This window comes from Cupriavidus sp. 22TCCZM01-5, from assembly GCF_057798915.1.
Map to the genome: position 1 here is coordinate 103010 of NZ_JBYOJR010000001.1, position 16887 is coordinate 119896.

General features: G+C 64.8%; 15 protein-coding genes. 8 read left to right on the forward strand and 7 right to left on the reverse strand.

The genetic code is table 11. From position 1 onward, the window contains the following. Window positions 1-104: 104 nt before the first annotated feature. The 7 genes from AC3FNH_RS00550 (at window position 105) to AC3FNH_RS00580 (ending at window position 8818) form a co-directional block, all read left to right on the forward strand. Entirely contained in the window at window positions 105-2063 is a 1959-nt protein-coding gene (locus AC3FNH_RS00550) for an AMP-dependent synthetase/ligase (RefSeq protein WP_488718723.1), read from the forward strand. Between the two features lie 16 nt (window positions 2064-2079). Beyond that, on the forward strand, window positions 2080-3072 hold the full coding sequence (locus tag AC3FNH_RS00555) for an ABC transporter ATP-binding protein (protein ID WP_276099272.1): 993 nt from the start codon (window positions 2080-2082) through the stop codon (window positions 3070-3072). A 47-nt stretch (window positions 3073-3119) separates the two neighbouring features. Further along, window positions 3120-4034 carry a branched-chain amino acid ABC transporter permease gene (locus tag AC3FNH_RS00560; protein ID WP_276099273.1) on the forward strand — a complete coding sequence of 305 codons (915 nt, stop codon included), beginning with the start codon at window positions 3120-3122 and terminating at the stop codon, window positions 4032-4034. Between the two features lie 26 nt (window positions 4035-4060). Then, window positions 4061-5137, forward strand: a complete 1077-nt coding sequence (locus tag AC3FNH_RS00565; protein ID WP_276099274.1) for a branched-chain amino acid ABC transporter permease — start codon at window positions 4061-4063, stop codon at window positions 5135-5137. An 83-nt stretch (window positions 5138-5220) separates the two neighbouring features. Beyond that, entirely contained in the window at window positions 5221-6558 is a 1338-nt protein-coding gene (locus AC3FNH_RS00570; RefSeq protein WP_488718724.1) for an ABC transporter substrate-binding protein, read from the forward strand. A 106-nt stretch (window positions 6559-6664) separates the two neighbouring features. Further along, window positions 6665-7480: an ABC transporter ATP-binding protein gene (locus tag AC3FNH_RS00575; RefSeq protein ID WP_488718725.1), complete on the forward strand. Its 816-nt coding sequence runs from the start codon at window positions 6665-6667 to the stop codon at window positions 7478-7480. Window positions 7481-7567: 87 nt separating this feature from the next. Then, complete coding sequence (locus tag AC3FNH_RS00580) at window positions 7568-8818, forward strand: phenylacetate--CoA ligase family protein (RefSeq protein ID WP_488718726.1); 1251 nt, start codon at window positions 7568-7570, stop codon at window positions 8816-8818. A gap of 47 nt (window positions 8819-8865) precedes the next feature. Here AC3FNH_RS00580 and AC3FNH_RS00585 read toward each other — a convergent pair whose 3' ends face one another. From AC3FNH_RS00585 to AC3FNH_RS00600, 4 genes are all read right to left on the reverse strand, one after another. After that, on the reverse strand, window positions 8866-9765 hold the full coding sequence (locus AC3FNH_RS00585; RefSeq protein WP_488718727.1) for a T6SS immunity protein Tli4 family protein: 900 nt from the start codon (window positions 9763-9765) through the stop codon (window positions 8866-8868). Continuing rightward, entirely contained in the window at window positions 9762-11552 is a 1791-nt protein-coding gene (locus tag AC3FNH_RS00590) for a lipase family alpha/beta hydrolase (protein WP_488718728.1), read from the reverse strand. Before AC3FNH_RS00590 ends, AC3FNH_RS00585 begins: the two co-directional genes overlap by 4 nt. A gap of 271 nt (window positions 11553-11823) precedes the next feature. Continuing rightward, window positions 11824-12222 (reverse strand): YbaN family protein, encoded by a 399-nt coding sequence (locus tag AC3FNH_RS00595; protein WP_488718905.1) that lies wholly within the window; start codon window positions 12220-12222, stop codon window positions 11824-11826. 63 nt (window positions 12223-12285) lie between these two features. After that, a complete protein-coding gene (locus AC3FNH_RS00600; protein ID WP_276099278.1) occupies window positions 12286-13263 on the reverse strand; it encodes an NAD(P)H-dependent flavin oxidoreductase in 978 nt (325 codons plus the stop codon). A gap of 224 nt (window positions 13264-13487) precedes the next feature. Between AC3FNH_RS00600 and AC3FNH_RS00605 the strand changes: the two genes are divergently transcribed. Further along, the gene (locus AC3FNH_RS00605; protein WP_488718729.1) at window positions 13488-14486 is read left to right on the forward strand and encodes a Bug family tripartite tricarboxylate transporter substrate binding protein; all 999 of its coding nucleotides are present in this window, start codon (window positions 13488-13490) and stop codon (window positions 14484-14486) included. A 21-nt stretch (window positions 14487-14507) separates the two neighbouring features. Here AC3FNH_RS00605 and hcaD read toward each other — a convergent pair whose 3' ends face one another. The 3 genes from hcaD to hcaC are packed head-to-tail and all read right to left on the reverse strand — an operon-like array spanning window position 14508 to window position 16885. Then, entirely contained in the window at window positions 14508-15731 is a 1224-nt protein-coding gene (gene hcaD / locus AC3FNH_RS00610) for a 3-phenylpropionate/cinnamic acid dioxygenase ferredoxin--NAD(+) reductase subunit (protein ID WP_488718730.1), read from the reverse strand. Between the two features lie 15 nt (window positions 15732-15746). Continuing rightward, entirely contained in the window at window positions 15747-16568 is an 822-nt protein-coding gene (gene hcaB, locus AC3FNH_RS00615; protein ID WP_276099281.1) for a 3-phenylpropionate-dihydrodiol/cinnamic acid-dihydrodiol dehydrogenase, read from the reverse strand. Then, complete coding sequence (gene hcaC, locus AC3FNH_RS00620) at window positions 16565-16885, reverse strand: 3-phenylpropionate/cinnamic acid dioxygenase ferredoxin subunit (RefSeq protein WP_488718731.1); 321 nt, start codon at window positions 16883-16885, stop codon at window positions 16565-16567. The genes hcaB and hcaC overlap by 4 nt, the downstream gene beginning before the upstream one ends. Window positions 16886-16887: the final 2 nt, after the last annotated feature.

Consider the following 16887-nt stretch of genomic DNA (forward strand, 5'->3'; position numbering starts at 1 on the left):
GCTGCGGCATGACGGCCGCCAGGCAAAACAGGCCAAGTATAACGACCCGGACCGGCGCTTGACACCGCGCGTGGACCCCCACCGCGGAGGGACAGGAGACAGCGATGCAGGAATCGTCGGCGACGACCTTTCCGCGATTGCTGCTGGAGCACGCCCGGCAACGGCCGGCGCATCCGGCGTATCGCGAAAAGGATCTCGGCATCTGGCAGACATACAGCTGGGCACAGGCGGCGCAGGAGGTCAGGGCGCTCGCATGCGGTCTCGCTGCACTGGGATTCACGCGCGGCATGAACCTGGCGGTGGTGGGCGACAACCGTCCGCGCCTGTACTGGGCCATGACCGCGGCGCAGGCGCTTGGCGGCGTGCCAGTGCCGCTGTACCAGGATGCCATTGCCAATGAAATGGTCTACGTGCTCAACGATGCGGAGATCGACTTCGCCATCGTCGAAGATCAGGAGCAGGTGGACAAGCTGCTCGAAGTGGAAGCGCAGCTCGCCGAATCCGGCCGCAGCGTGCGCCACGTCATCTATGAAGATCCGCGCGGGCTGCGCGACTACGATCATCCGTCGCTGATGTCGTACCAGCGCCTGCAGGAGATCGGCCGCGAATATGACCAGGCGCATCCGGGCTTCTATGACGAGGCGGTTGCCGCGGGCTCGCCCGAAGACACGGCCATCATCCTCTATACGTCCGGCACCACCGGCAAGCCCAAGGGCGTGTGCCACGCGCACCGCGGCCTGATCGGCTCGGCGCGCAACGGTTGCGGCTTCGACGGCCTGACGGCGAAGGACGACGTGCTGTCCTACCTGCCGATGGCATGGGTCGGCGACAACCTGTTCTCTTACGCGCAGGCCATGGTGGCGGGCTTCACCGTGAACTGCCCGGAATCGCGCGAGACCGTCATGACGGATCTGCGCGAGATCGGCCCGACCTACTACTTCGCGCCGCCGCGCATCTATGAAGGCCTCCTGACCCAGGTGATGATCCGCATGGAGGACGCGGGCTGGATCAAACGCAAGCTGTTCCAATGGGCCATGGACGTGGCGCGGCGTTGCGGTGCGGACATCCTCGACGGCAAGCCCGTGGGCCTCGCCGACAGGCTGCACTATGCCGCCGGCGAGTTGCTGGTCTACGGCCCGCTGCGCAACGTGCTCGGCATGAGCCGCATACGCGTGGGCTACACCGCCGGCGAGGCGATCGGCCCGGACCTGTTCCGCTTCTATCGCTCGATCGGCGTGAACCTCAAGCAGTTCTATGGCCAGACCGAAACCTGCGCCTACGTTTGCCTGCAGCCTGACGGTCAGGTGAAGTTCGACTCGGTTGGTCCGGCGGCGCCCGGCATGGAAATCCGTATCGCCGACAACGGCGAGGTGCTGGTGCGCGGCGTGGGCCTGCTCAAATCCTACTACAAGCGCGACGACGCCACGCGCGAGGCCATCAACGACGAGGGCTACTTCATGACCGGCGATGCCGGCGTGATCGATGCCGACGGCCACCTGAAGATCATCGACCGCGCCAAGGACGTGGGCAAGCTGGCCGATGGGTCGATGTTCGCGCCCAAGTACATCGAGAACAAGCTCAAGTTCTTCCCGTACATCAAGGAGGCGGTGGCCTTCGGCACCGGCCGCGAGCAGGTCTGTGCGTTTATCAACATCGATTTCGATGCGGTGGGCAACTGGGCCGAGCGCCGCCACCTGCCGTACGCCGGCTATGTCGACCTCGCGGGCCAGCCCGACGTGATCGCGATGATTGGCGAATGCGTCGAGCAGGTGAACGCCGACCTGGCCAACGACGGCATGCTGGCCGGCTCGCAGATTTCGCGCTTCCTGATCCTGCACAAGGAGCTGGACCCGGACGACGACGAGCTGACCCGCACGCGCAAGGTGCGGCGCGGCTTCATCGCGGAGAAGTACGCGGTACTGGTCGACGCGCTGTATGCGGGCAAGACCGAGCAGTTCATCGAGACGCGCGTCAAGTTCGAGGACGGGCGCGAGGGCAGCGTGTCGGCCACGCTGAAGCTGGTGGATGCCAAACGCCTGCCGCCGTCGGCACGCGCGGCGTGAGCAGGGGAGCAAGAGCATGACGCAAGTGGCCTGGCAAGGATCGGACCGCGCGCCCGTGGGGCAGCGCGGCGGACAACCCGAATGGAACGGCATGGCGCGCACCGATGCATCGGGTGCCATCCCCGGCGGCGGCGCCATTGCGCCGGCTGGCCCGATGGCGCCCGGCGCGCCGCTGGCCGACATCGGCCTGCAGACCGGCGCGCAGCGTTCGCAGCAGACGCATGAACAGGTGCGTACCGGCGGCGAGGTGATCCTGGACCTGCAGCACATCTCGCTGTCGTTCGGCGGCGTGAAGGCGCTGACCGACATCTCGTTCGATGTGTGCGAGCACGAGATCCGCGCCATCATCGGCCCCAACGGCGCGGGCAAGAGTTCGATGCTGAACGTGATCAACGGCGTGTACCACCCGCAGCAGGGGCGCATCGTGTTTCGCGGCGAGGAGCGCCGCCAGATGCATCCGACGGCGGCCGCGCGCCAGGGCATTGCGCGTACGTTCCAGAACATCGCGCTGTTCAAGGGCATGACGGTGCTCGACAACATCATGACCGGCCGCAACACGCAGTTCCGCACCGGCTTTCTCGCGCACGCGCTGTGGTGGGGGCCGGCGCGCAACGAGGAGATGCGGCACCGGCAGAAGGTCGAGGAGGTGATCGATTTCCTGGAGATCCAGTCGATCCGCAAGACGCCGGTGGGACGCCTGCCGTACGGCTTGCAGAAGCGCGTCGAACTGGCGCGCGCGCTCGCGGCCGAGCCGTCGATGCTGCTGCTGGACGAGCCGATGGCCGGCATGAACGTGGAAGAGAAGCAGGACATGTGCCGCTTCATCCTGGACGTGAACCGGCAGTTCGGCACCACCATCGTGCTGATCGAGCACGACATGGGCGTGGTGATGGATATCTCGGACCGCGTGGTGGTGCTGGATTACGGCAAGAAGATCGGCGACGGCACGCCGGACGAGGTCAAGGCCAATCCGGATGTGATCAGGGCCTACCTGGGCACCTCGCACTGAGCCCGCGCGCGGGCTCTCCCTTCAACCGATTCCACCGGAACGCAGCCATGACGTTCTTCATTGAAATCCTGCTCGGCGGCCTGCTGTCGGGCCTGATGTACTCGCTGGTGGCGCTGGGCTTCGTGCTGATCTACAAGGCCTCGGGCGTGTTCAACTTCGCGCAGGGCGCGATGGTCTACTTCGCCGCGCTGGCCGTGGTGGGCCTGATGGACAAGGGCCTGCCGATGTGGGCCGCCGTGATCGGCGCCTTCGTCGTGATGATCGTGGTAGGCATGAGCACCGAGCGCTTCGTGCTGCGCAAGCTGGTCAACCAGCCGCCCATCACGCTGTTCATGGCCACCATCGGCCTGTCGTTCTTCCTGGAAGGACTGGGGCCGCTGCTGTTCGGCAACGAAGTGCGCCCGATCAACCTCGGCATCGTCGATGAGCCGATCGAGGCGATCCTGACGCGCTTCAATATCGTCCTCTCGAAGTTCGATCTGGCCGCGGCCGCAATCGCGGGCGTGCTGGTCGGCTCGCTCGCACTGTTCTTCCAGTACACCAAGGTGGGCCGCGCGCTGCGCGCGGTGGCCGACGACCACCAGGCCGCGCTGTCGCTGGGCATTCCGCTGCAGCATATCTGGGCGATCGTGTGGGGCGTGGCGGGTTTCGTCGCGCTGGTGGCCGGCATGCTGTGGGGCTCGCGCAATGGCGTGCAGTTCGCGCTCACGCTGACGGCGCTGAAGGCGCTGCCGGTGCTGATCCTCGGCGGCTTCACCTCGGTGCCGGGCGCCATTGTCGGCGGCCTGATCATCGGCGCCTCGGAGAAGCTGGCCGAGATCTACATCCCGCCGGTGTTCCAGTCGGCGTTCGGCGGCAACTTCGGCGGCATCGAAGGCTGGTTCCCGTATGTGTTCGCGCTGCTGTTCCTGCTGGTCAGGCCCGAAGGCCTGTTCGGCGAGAAGCATATCGACCGCGTCTGAACCGACTTCGCTCCAGGAGACTTTCCATGTTCTATCGTGAAGCCGGCCAGTTCAAGACGAGCTACGTCGCCGACAGCCAGATCTTCCCCATCCGCCAGGACCGCATCGGCTTTGCGGTACTGATGGCGCTGGCCTTCCTGGTGATTCCGTTCGTTGGCTCGGAATACTGGTTCTCGGCCATCCTGATCCCGTTCCTGATCTTCGCGCTCGCGGCGCTGGGCCTGAACATCCTGACCGGCTATGCCGGACAGCTTTCGCTGGGCACCGCGGCCTTCATGGCGGTGGGCGCTTACGCGGCCTACAACTTCCAGCTGCGTGTCGAAGGCTTGCCGGTGCTGCTGACGTTCGTCCTGGCGGGGCTTTCCGCCGCCGTGGTGGGCGTGGCATTCGGCCTGCCGTCGCTGCGCATCAAGGGCTTCTACCTGGCGGTGGCCACGCTCGCCGCGCAGTTCTTCGTGGTGTGGGCGCTGACCAAGTTCCCCTGGTTCTCCAACAACAGTTCGTCGGGCGTGATCACCGCGCAGCGGCTGGACCTGTTCGGCATCGCCATCGACACGCCGGTGAAGAAGTACCTGTTCGTGCTGACCTTCGTCACGGTGCTGGCGTTCATTGCCAAGAACCTGGTGCGCTCGGCCACCGGCCGCGCCTGGATGTCGGTGCGCGACATGGACGTGGCGGCCGAGGTGATCGGCATTCCGCTGATGCGCACCAAGCTGCTGGCCTTTGCCGTCAGCTCGTTCTACTGCGGCGTGGCCGGCGCGCTGTACGCGTTCTGCTACCTGGGCTCGGTGGAGCCGGACGGTTTCTCGCTGGACCTGTCGTTCCGCGTGCTGTTCATGATCATCATCGGCGGCGTGGGCAGCATCCTGGGCTCGTTCCTGGGCGCGGCCTTCATCCTGTTGCTGCCGATCTTCCTGGACAACGTGCTGCCGCCGCTGGCATCGCTTCTGCACCTGCCGTTCACGAATGCCACGGTGTCGCATATCCAGCTGATGGTATTCGGCGGCCTGATCATCTTCTTCCTGATCGTGGAGCCGCACGGGCTCGCGCGGCTGTGGCAGATCGCCAAGGAGAAGCTGAGGCTGTGGCCGTTCCCGCACTGATCGTATTCCCTGCTTTCCGACGTAGCGTTCCATCAAACGGGTACCCCATAACAAACGCACCTGCCAAGGTGAAGGAGACTGTCATGACAACCCTGATTCGCAATGTGCAGCGTGCCGTGCTGGCCGTGAGCGCCGCGGCCGCGCTGATGGCGCCGGCGGCCTCCGCGCTGGCGCAGGCCAGCGAGCAGTTCGTGGCGCTGCCGAGCTACCGCGTGGGCCCGTATGGCGCCAACGGGCAGTCCTGGTATGGCGGCTTCGTCGACTACCTGAACTACGTCAACCTCAAGGACGGTGGCGTCAATGGCGTCAAGCTGAGCTGGGAAGAGTGCGAAACCGAATACAACAACGCCAAGGGCGTGGAGTGCTATGAACGCCTGAAGGCGAAGAACACCACCACCAAGGGCACGGCCTATCACTCGATGTCGACGGGCATCTCGTACGCGCTGGTCGACAAGACGGCCGCCGACAAGGTGCCGCTGGTGATGATGGGCTACGGCCGCACCGATGCGGTGGACGGCTCGGTGTTTCCCTATGCCTTCCCGCTGGTGACGACCTACCAGATGCAGGTGTCGGCCATCGTGAAGTACCTGGCCGGCAAGAACGGCGGCTCGCTCGCCGGCAAGAAGATCGTCTACCTGTACCACGACTCGGCCTATGGCAAGGAGCCGATCGTGGCGCTGCAGGCCGAGGCCAGGCTCGGCAAGTTCAACCTGGTCGAGATCCCGGTGGCGCACCCGGGCAACGAGCAGGGCGCGCAGTGGCTGAAGATCCGCCAGGAGAACCCGGACTACGTGATCTTCTGGGGCTGGGGCGTGATGAACCAGACCGCGCTGAAGGCGGCGCAGAAGGTGGGCTTCCCGCGTGACAAGATGATTGGCTCGTGGTGGGCAGGCTCGGAAGAAGACACCGTGCCCGCCGGCGAAGCCGCGAAGGGCTATATGAGCGCCACCTGGAACGTGGCGGGCCGCAGCGTGCCGCTGATCGCCGACATCGACAAGGTGGTGTACGGCGCGGGCAAGGGCAACATGCAGGACAAGAACAAGGTGGGCTCGGTGCTCTACAACCGCGGTGTTTCGGCGGCTGTCGTGACCGTGGAAGCCATCCGCGTGGCGCAGGAGAAGTTCGGCAAGGGCAAGCCGATGACCGGCGACCAGATGCGCTGGGCCTTCGAGAACCTGAACCTGACCAACGCGCGCCTGCAGCAGCTTGGCGCAACCGGCCTGCTGCCGGAGATCAAGACGAGCTGCGACAACCACGAGGGCTCGGGCAAGGTGAAGATCCAGCAGTGGGACGGCACCAAGTGGGTCGTGGTGTCCGACTGGATCGAAGGCAACAAGAACCTGATCCACCCGCTGTTCAAGGCGACCGCCGCGCAGTATGCGAAGGAAAAGGGGATCACGCCGGGGTGCATGAAGTCGTGATGCTGTATGCGTCCTGATGGTGGTCTCTCCTCTCACTCAGGGGAGGAGAGACCACTGAATGGGACGCGAAGTCCAGAGTTATCGCAACGCCAACACGAGCCGTACCATGACCCTCCTCTGCGTCAACAACATCGAAGTCATCTACGATCACGTGATCCTGGTGCTCAAGGGCGTGTCGCTCGAAGTGCCGGAGGGCAAGATCGTGGCCCTGCTGGGGGCCAACGGCGCGGGCAAGACCACCACGCTCAAGGCCATCTCCAACCTGCTGCACGCGGAGCGCGGCGACGTCACCAAGGGCTCGGTCGAATACCGCGGCGACCGCGTCGACCAGCTCACGCCGAACGATCTCGTCAGGCGAGGCGTGATCCAGGTGATGGAGGGCCGGCACTGCTTCGCCCACCTCACCATCGAGGAAAACCTGCTGACCGGCGCCTATACGCGCGGCCTGTCGCGCGGCGAGACGCGTGAGGAGCTGGAGAAGATCTATAACTACTTCCCGCGCCTGAAGACGCGCCGCAAATCGCAGGCGGGCTACACCTCGGGCGGCGAGCAGCAGATGTGCGCGATCGGCCGGGCCATGATGGCCAAGCCCGCGATGATCCTGCTGGACGAGCCGTCGATGGGTCTCGCGCCGCAGATCGTTGAGGAGATCTTCGAGATCGTGCGCGACCTCAACACGCGCGAGAAGGTCAGCTTCCTGCTGGCCGAGCAGAACACCATGGTGGCGCTGCGCTATGCCGACTATGGCTATATCCTCGAGAACGGCCGCGTGGTGATGGACGGCGACGCCGAGTCGCTGCGCACCAACGAGGACGTCAAGGAGTTCTACCTTGGCGTAGCCGCCAATGATGCGGACGGCGCGGCGCGCAAGTCGTTCCGGGATGTGAAGAGCTATCGCCGAAGAAAGCGCTGGCTCGCATAAGAGATGCCGATTGTGTTCCCTCTCCCATCATGGGGAGAGTGGAGCAGTGCGCGCTGTATCCACCGACCTTATTCGTCGTATCCAACCATGCCCGAATACTTCGATTCGCTCGAAACCCGTGCGCCGGAAATCCGCGAGCAGGCGCTGCTGGCCGCGCTCGCGCGCCAGGTCGCCCATGCCAGGACGCACGCGCCATACTTTGCCGAGGCGCTGCGCGACGCAGACCCGGCCGCGCTGACTTCGCGCGACGCGCTGGCCGCATTGCCGGTGACGCGCAAGTCGGACCTGAGCGCGCGGCAGAAGGCCATGCCGCCGCTGGGCGGACTCAATGCCACGCCGGTCGGCGGGCTGCGCCACATCTTCCAGTCGCCGGGCCCGATCCACGAACCGGACGGCCACGCTGCCGACTGGTGGCGCATCGCCCGCGCCATGTTCGCCGCCGGCTTCCGCTCGGGCGAGCTGGTTTACAACACCTTTTCCTATCACTTCACGCCGGCCGGCATGATGATGGAGACCGGTGCGCACAAGCTGGGCTGCTGTGTGTTCCCGGCAGGCGTCGGGCAGACCGAGTCGCAGGTGCAGGCGCTGGCCAGCCTGCAGCCATCGGCCTACGCGGGCACGCCGTCGTTCCTCAAGCTGCTGCTCGAGCGCGGCGCGGAAATGGGCCTGCCATGCCACAGCCTGTCCAAGGCGCTGGTCTCGGGCGAGGCGCTGCCGCCTTCGCTGCGCGGCTGGTTCCAGGAGCGCGGCATCCGCGTGCAGCAGATGTATGGCACGGCCGATGTCGGCCTGATCGCCTATGAAACCGAAGGCGGCGACGGCTGGGTCGTCGACGAAGGCGTGCTGGTCGAGATCGTCGAGCCGGGCGGCACGCGGCCGATGCCGGAAGGCGAGACCGGCGAGGTGGTGGTCACGGTGCTCGGCAACGGCGACTATCCGCTGATCCGCTTCGGCACCGGCGACCTGTCGGCCATCGTCACCGATTCCTCGCACCGCGCCAGCCCCTGCGGGCGCACCAATATCCGCCTCAAGGGCTGGCTGGGCCGCGCCGACCAGACCACCAAGGTCAAGGGCATGTTCGTGCATCCGGGCCAGGTGGCCGATGTGCTGCGCCGCCATCCGGAGATCCGCGCCGCGCGGCTGGTGGTGACCGGCGCCATGGGCGCCGACGTGATGACGCTGCATTGCGATGCCGCGCGCGATGATGATGGCCTGCGCCAGGCCGTGGCGGAGTCGCTGCGTGAGGTGATGCGCCTGCGCGGCGAGGTGGCCTTCGTGGCGTCGGGGTCGCTGCCGCAGGACGGCAAGGTGATCGAGGACGCGCGCCGCTACGACTGAGATTTGGGGGCGACGATGGCCGCCGGTGCTTTACGCCCCCTCTGGCGTCATACGGCCCCGGGCCGCAACCGAATTGAGGCAACCACGGCGTCCCAAACGTCCAGGGCCTCTTCGTCTGTGGCAAATGATTCCCTGTTGGTCGTGTAGGCACTTTCAACGACCTGAAGGGATATGTTGAGGTTGGGTTCCGCCAGGGAGTAAGCCTTGCCAGGTGCCTCCCATTTGAATGCGTAGAGGCGCTTTCCATCCTGTGTGGCAGCCATAAGGATCTCATCGGCCTCGATCGGGCCGACAGGTCGTGAGCGATTGCGTATTTGATGCAATCCAGCCACAGCGCTGAGCAGGCTGACCAGAAAGCCGCCGGCGCGACCACGCAAACCAGGACTGGCCTTCTCTTTCGTGTAAGCCGCGATGCCGAATGATACGTCTGGCTTGCCTGCCAGCCTGATCCCCAGGCTCCAGCTTTCATCGTTGAAGAGGTTTCGGAGAAGAATCGTGTTGGCAACCACAAAGCCGGGGCTCTGCGGAATCGAGTCCTGGGGAAACTCGTGCCAGTCACGTGCGAGTTCTCCGCACAGAGACAGCGCGCCATCTTTTCGATCGGCCGACACAGGTCCCGAATATTGAAGCGTATGCGAGCCCACACGGTAGTACGTATCGAACTGGAGCGATTTGTCGTCCGTCGGCCAATCCCAGGATATCAGCGTCGATGATCCATTGGCGTGTTGCACACGATCGACAAACATCGTTCCAAATTTCTCGTGCTTCGCCGTTCGCAAGATCCGCTCTCGTTCTGCAACCACCCGATCGAATTCGCTTTGGCTATTGATGTCGGGTAGCAGCCCGATGGGAACATTGTTGTACTTGTAGCTTTCCAGTGTCGTCGCGTCTGCGGGGACATCTACCAGATGTCTGCCAATGGCAAGGGTCTTTGATTCCAGCTTCATGTCGGCTCCCTCTTCTTGTGCCAGGTTGCGCGTTGAGCGATCTTCACGATGGCGTACATAGTGGCGTAGAGCGATCGCTGGTGCTCATCGCCGTAGCTTCCCTGATGGTCGTAGCCAAAATGAAGGTTGTGTTGTCCCGGCTGACCATGTCCATGCGCGAAGCTCATGACAATGCCGGCATTGCCTGGGGCCGCGCCGGAGATAGCCGGTACCGTTCCATCGCCAGCACAGTCAGGGTCGCTAATGGAGAGTTGGATGCCAGAGGCCGTTCTTAGTGAGCCATTGCCGTCGTCATTGACGATATTGATCTGCATTGGCTCATTCGTGCCGATGCCTCGTCCTTCCCAGGCTACCTCGCCCCAAGCAAACCGATTCTGGGCCGCGAGCAGTCCCGTGCCAAGAATTCCAGCAGAGCCCTTGTCAGCGTCACGCTTCCCTTGCGCGCCATAGTGTGCATAAGTGGGATCCTTGTAGCGCCTCTCAATATCCCTATGAAAGTCTTTAACTCGGACCAGCGCTCGATTCAGCTTTTCTCGTGGAGACAGGCGTCTTCGTTCGGATCCCGACTGGACATCAGTTTGGCTTTGCTGTCCGACGCGTAGCAAGACGTTGTTGCCATCGGGCACAAGCCCATACCAAGCAGTCGACTGGTAGATCTCTCCGTAAGGATCGCCATGCTCTGGCAGCGCCAGAATCGGCTCACTCCCCTTCTTCTCCCGCACAAAAAGCCATGGCTTCCCGTCGTTGTAGTCCGCAGTCGGCAACAATTCCAACCCGCCAGGGGCCTGCGAGAGAACGGCAACAACGTCCGCAGCATTCCGTCCCAGAAATACCTGTTCCACACTCTCGAAGCCGGCACGCATGCGCTTGTATGTAGCCGGCGCACCCGTGGCAGGCTGAACGCCATGCGAAACGCCCAGCACGGCTTCGCAGTGGTGGACTTCCGTCAAGGCGCGGCTGACCAGGCCACCCATCGAATGCGTGACGATGATTACTTTTTCGGCCATTGGCCGATTAGGCATCCTGCGCTGGATGGTGCATTGATTGTTGCCTTCTCCGTCGGGAGTATCCGCGATCACGACCTGCTTGCCCTCGTTGTAAAAGGGGAGAATCGTGTTCTCGATCAGATCCTGAATGGCGGCGCCAGAGTCTCGATTGCTCTGCAACCAGTTGTAGCCGCCTGCCCAGACATCGAACTGGTAATTGGCGGCATGAAGGATTTCCTCTCGCGTAAGCGGCTCTCCCCCTTGAGCTCCCCATTCCGATGGCGCATCCAGGCCGGCCTCTGCAGCCCATTGCTTGAGATTTGCTTCGCAACGCTCGAAGTCGTATTGAGCCAGATCGTTCAACAGGCATTGCAGCTTAGCCATGAAGGGGTGATAGCTCGAACGCATCAGCGCTCCCCAACCGCGCGCAACCAGAACGTTCCTGGGTAGTCCGCATTCTCCGGCGTCTATCGGTCCGCGGGGGTCTATCTCCACTGACTGTGTCGCAAGCTCCGCAGCACGCTGCTCGGTCGATTTAAAGAGATAGTTGATGAGTTGCAGGAGCGCATCGCCGAGGCCTTGCATGTCTGTGTTCGGCGGGCGCCAGGCGATGGCTTTGTCCGAGGTCTTCCTGAGATTAGTCCCCATGATTCCGGGAAGAAAAACTACAGGAATGACATACGGTTTGGCGAGAATGACCTTTTCACGCTGATCTTCCGCAGGCGTGAGCGTTGTCTGGAAGTACTGATCGCCGCTCTTGTCGACAACGGCGTGCAAGAAGACTGTGTTTGATTCCGCCATGGAGGTCCTTGGAAGCTTGGTCTCTTGCGGATATCCGGAAGCCCAACCTGAAGTGGCTCTGGAGAAATCCCTTGGAGTCCGTTCAATCGTTCGCCGGCTCTCAAGGGCCAACGCGTTGTTCGCGTCGCACGTTATATGGCCTGCACTGGGGAAAGTGCAAAAAGAGGAAGTCTTCTGATCTGCATCAGATTGGGTGGCAAATCAGAAACAGCCGATGGACGCACCAAAGGTTTGGTGACCTACGGTTCTGCCGCCGCCAAAAGAAGGTTCCTTAGCTCCCGTGCCCGCCCGGCGGCCGGGTAGGCAGGCGCAGCATCCAGATACTGACCGCAGCCGCACAGGCAATCAGCGCGGCCGACGCCAGCGGCCGCGCGCGCATGAACCAGGCGGTGGCGCCCATCGACGTCCACATCATCACCAGCGCCAGGCACTTCGCGCGCAGCGGGATGCTGTGATGGCGCTGCCAGTCGCTGACCAGCGGGCCGAAGCGCGGATGCTCGAGCAGCCAGCCGTGGAAGCGTTCGGAGCCGCGCGCGAAACAGCCCGCCGCGAGCAGCACGAACGGCGTGGTTGGCAGCACCGGCAGGAAGATGCCGATGATGCCGAGCAAAAGACTGATCGCCCCCAGTGTGACCCATATCGCGCGCAGCAGCCGCTGCCGGCGGCTCAGTACGACCGTGGCGGCGGGCTCGGAAGTGTCACGCTGCAGGGACGTCAACGGCGGCAAGCGCGCTTAGCGCGCGATACCCAGCCGCGCCTTGGCCGCGTCGTACTCGCCCTTCATGCGCGCGATGATCTCGCCGGCGGGCACGATATCGTGGATCTGGCCCACACCTTGCCCGGCACCCCAGATGTCCTTCCACGCCTTGGTCTTGGAGCTGCCGCTGGAGAAGTCCATCTTGCTCTTGTCGGCCACGGGCAGGTTCTCCGGGTCCAGGCCCGCACCCACGATGCTTTCGCGGATGTAATTGCCGTGCACGCCGGTGAACAGGTTGGTGTAGATGATGTCGGCGGCTGCCGAGTCGGTGATCGAGCGCTTGTACGACTCGCTCGCGTGCGCTTCCTGCGTGGCGATGAAGCGCGTGCCCACGTAGGCGAAGTCGGCGCCCATGGCCTGCGCGGCCAGCACGGCGTCGCCGGTGGCGATCGAGCCCGACAGCGCGATGGGACCGTCGAAGATCTTGCGGACCTCGCCGACCAGCGCGAACGGCGACAGCATGCCGGCATGGCCGCCTGCGCCGGCAGCCACCAGGATCAGGCCGTCCACGCCGGCTTCCAGCGCCTTCTCGGCGTGGCGCAGGCTGATCACGTCGTGCAGCACGATGCCGCCGTAGCTGTGCACGGCGTCGATCATCTCCTTCATCGGCGCGCGCAGCGAGGTGATGAAGATAGGCACCTTGTGGTCGACGCAGACCTTGATGTCATGTTCGAGCCGCGCGTTCGACGCATGCACGATCTGGTTCACCGCGATCGGGCCGACCGGCTTGCCGGGATTCGCGGCCTTGAAGCTGGCCAAGTCTTCCTGCATCTGCGTGAGCCATTCGTCGAGCAGCTCCGCCGGCCGTGCGTTCAGCGCCGGGAACGAGCCGACGATGCCGGCCTTGCACTGCGCCAGAACCAGTTCCGGGTAGCTGACGATGAACATCGGCGAGGCGATGACGGGAAGAGCCAGGTTTTGCAAAACCTGAGGCAGTTGTCGGGCGGCGGGCATGGTGTCTCCTGAACCACGTGCGGGCGCCGGTGGCGCCCTGAAATGAACGGTCGTTCGATTATAGGGATTTTCAGATTGACGAGGCTAGAGCCGTCAATCTACGCCATTTCCGGGAATCGTCGGTTCCGACGAGGCCTGTCGGACGAGTCGGCCGCAAGAATCGCGTCAGGTACGCAAGCGGCTGCCGCTTCGCACGGCGGCCCGACAACCTCATGGAGACAGTCATGCCCGCAGCCAGCCGCCGCACTTTTGCCATCCGATCAGCCGTCCTCTGCCTTGCCGGCATGCTGCCGTGCCTGGCCGGCGCGCAGTCCGCGGGCAGCTATCCCGCGCGGCCGGTCCGGCTGGTGGTGCCGTATCCGCCGGGCGGGCCGACCGACACCGGGTCGCGCATCATCGGCCAGAAGCTGAGCGAGGCGCTGGGCCAGCCGGTGGTGATCGACAACCGGCCCGGAGCATCGGGCACTATCGGCGCGGAAGCGGTGGCGCGCAGCGCGCCAGATGGCTACACGCTGCTGGTCATGACCAACCCCACGCTGCTGGCGCCGCATCTCACGCATCGCAAGAGCTACGACCTGTTCAAGGATTTCACGCCGGTGGCGTCGGCCTATGACCTGCCCATCGTCATGGTGGTCAATCCGAAGGCCCTGCCGGACGTGACCACGCTGCCGCAATACATCGCCTACGCCAAGGCCCACCCCGGCTCCAACAATTACACCAGCGCCAGCAACGGCAGCTTCGGCCATATCTCGACGGAGCTGCTCAAGAGCCTGGGCCATTTCGATGCGCAGCACGTGCCGTACAAGGGCAGCGCGCCGGCCATGGCGGATGTACTGGCGGGACAGGTGCCGATGATGTTCTCTGACATGACCGCGGCGCTGCCCCATATCAAGGCCGGCAAGCTGCGGCCGCTCGCGGTGGGCTCGGCGCGGCGCGTGAGCTTTGCGCCGGATGTGAAGACCATCGCGGAACAGGGGTTTCCCGGATTCGACGCGACTTCGTGGGCCGGCATCGTGGCGCCGGCCGGGACGCCGCCGGAGATCGTCGCGAAGCTCAACGGTGACCTGAAACGGGTGCTGGCCGATCCGGCCGTGCAGGAGAAGCTGCAAGCTGCCGGGACGCTGGCTGCCTATATGCCGCCCGAGCAGTTTTCCGCGCGGATGCGCGACGAGTACAGGAAGTGGGGAAAGGTCATCGAGGACAACGGTATCCGTGCCGACTGACCGCCCCACCCGGCGCGGCGTTCAGGCGTCACGCGCCAGCGTGCGCAGGTTCTGCGCCGGATCGGCCAGCACGTCGCGTGCAATGCGCGCGCGCTTGCCGATCAACGTCTTCGCATTGCGGATATCGCGCCCCTGGTTGACCGCAATCGCCGCGGCCAGCGCGCCTTCGGCGTCCAGGCCGAACAGCATGCATGGCGGCTGTTCCAGCGTACCGCGTACGACCCATTCCTGTGCCGCAGGATCCCCGGCGAACTGGATATTGAGACCGCACTGGTCGGTCCAGAACCACGGCGCGGCGGACTCGACGGGCGCCAGGCCAAGCATTGCGCGCGCGGCCGTCACGGCCTGCTGGTTCGCGTTTTCCCACGTCTCGCGGCGCACATAGTATTCGCCGTCCGCATGCCATTGGCTGGCGACATCACCGGCCGCGTAGATCCCCAGGGCAGAGGTACGGCATTGCGCATCGATCACGATGCCATTATCGACGGCAAGGCCGGCGGCTTGCGCGAGCGTGGTCTCCGGTTCGACGCCGATGCCATAGACCACGGCATCGCCGGCGATGCGCGTGCCGTCCTGCAGCGTGAGGACAATATCGCCGTCTTCGCGCGCTGCCTGCGCAAGCGGCACGCCAAGATGCAGCACCACGCCCCGCGCGCGGTGAACCTCGCACAGGTGGCGGTTCAGCATGGGCGGCGAGCACCGCATCATCGCAAGCGGCGCCTGTTCGATCACCGTTGCCTGCGCGCCCAGGTCGGTGGCGCTCGATGCAAGCTCCAGGCCGATCACGCCGGCGCCCACCAGCAGCACGCGCTGGCCGGGACGCAGTACCGGCAGCAGCCGGCGCGCATCGTCGAGCGTGCGCAGCGTGTGGACGCCGTCGCCCAGCGCATCCAGCATTGGCAGCCGGCGCACGCGCGCGCCGGTGGCCAGCAGCAGGCTGTCGAACACGATCGTCTCGCCGTTGCCTAGCGTGACGGTGCGCGCGTCCTTGTCTATCGACGTGACGGCGATGCCAAGCCGCAGCTCGATACCGTGCTGCGCATAGAAGCCGTCGGCGTGGATCGCACAGCGGGCGGTATCCGGCTGCAGCAGGACGTCCTTTGACAGCGGCGGACGCTCGTATGGGGCATGCGGCTCTTCCCCGATGAGGACAACCCGGCCTTCGAAGCCTTGTTGCCGCAGCTCGGCAGCCGCGACCGCGCCGGCCTGTCCGGCGCCGACGATGACGATGGTGGAAGCCGTCATGGCGCTTTGCCTCCGTTACAGGTGCAGGCCGCCCGCCGCGTGGCGGATGCCGCGGATGCCGAGCCCCGCGTCGGCGTTGATCATCACGCCGCTCAGCACGCGGTTGTTGGCGCGCGACGCGAGCAGCACGAACGGGCCGGTGAAGTCCGACGGTTCGGGGAAAAACTGCAGCGGCAGAATGCTGGCGATGGCCTGCGGCGTACGCGAGTCCATGATGCGCAGCGTGTCCTGGCCGAGCGCGGCGGGGCCGCGCAGGTCGCTGGCCATGCCGCACGGGCCCACGCCGTTGACGCGCACCTTGGGCGCGAGCTCATACGCCAGCTGCCGGATCAGCCCGACTGCCGCGTGCTTGCTCGCGGTATAGAGGGGGCCGCCGCCACCCGGGTAGAAGGAAGAGTTCGACAGCGTGAAGATCATGCTGCCTTCGGAAGCAATCAACGCCCGCGACGCTGCCTTGGCGCCGAGCAGGTAGCCTTTCACATTGATCGAGAACAGTTCGCCGAAGCCGCTGTCGAGCTGTTCGGGCGACAGGTCGACCAGCGTGGAAGCGTGATCCCAGACGGCGGCATTGCCGATGAAAGTGTCGAGCTTGCCGAAGGCTTCCAGCGCCGCGGAAACGGCACGTTCATTGTCGGTGTACGAGGTCACGTCACCCTGGACTGCGACAACCTTCGAGCCGAAGCGCTCGCGCAGCGCGGCAACCTTTTCCGCCGAGCGTTCCAGCACGGCGACACGAGCGCCTTCGCCGATGAAGCGCTCGACCAGCGCGTGGCCCAGCCCCGAGCCGCCGCCGGTGATCAGCGCGACCTGGTCTTCCAGCCAGCGGGGATTCGTCATGCCGCCTCCCGCACGTCGACATAGACCGCCCCGTCGACCAGCGTGACGGGAAAGGTCCGCAGCGGCTCCGTGGCGGGCTGGCACAGCGCGGTGCCTGTCTTCAGGCAGAAGCGCGCGGCATGCAGCGGGCATTCCACGGTGGCGTCATCCTCGACGTAGCCTTCTGACATCGAGGCATTGCCGTGGCTGCAGCGGTCGTTCAGCGCGTACAGCTCGCCACCGACACGGAATACCGCGATGGCGGCTTCCGGGCCATCGACCTTGATGGCTTCGCCGTCGGACAGGTCTTCGTCCTGGCACACAAAGATACGGGGCATGA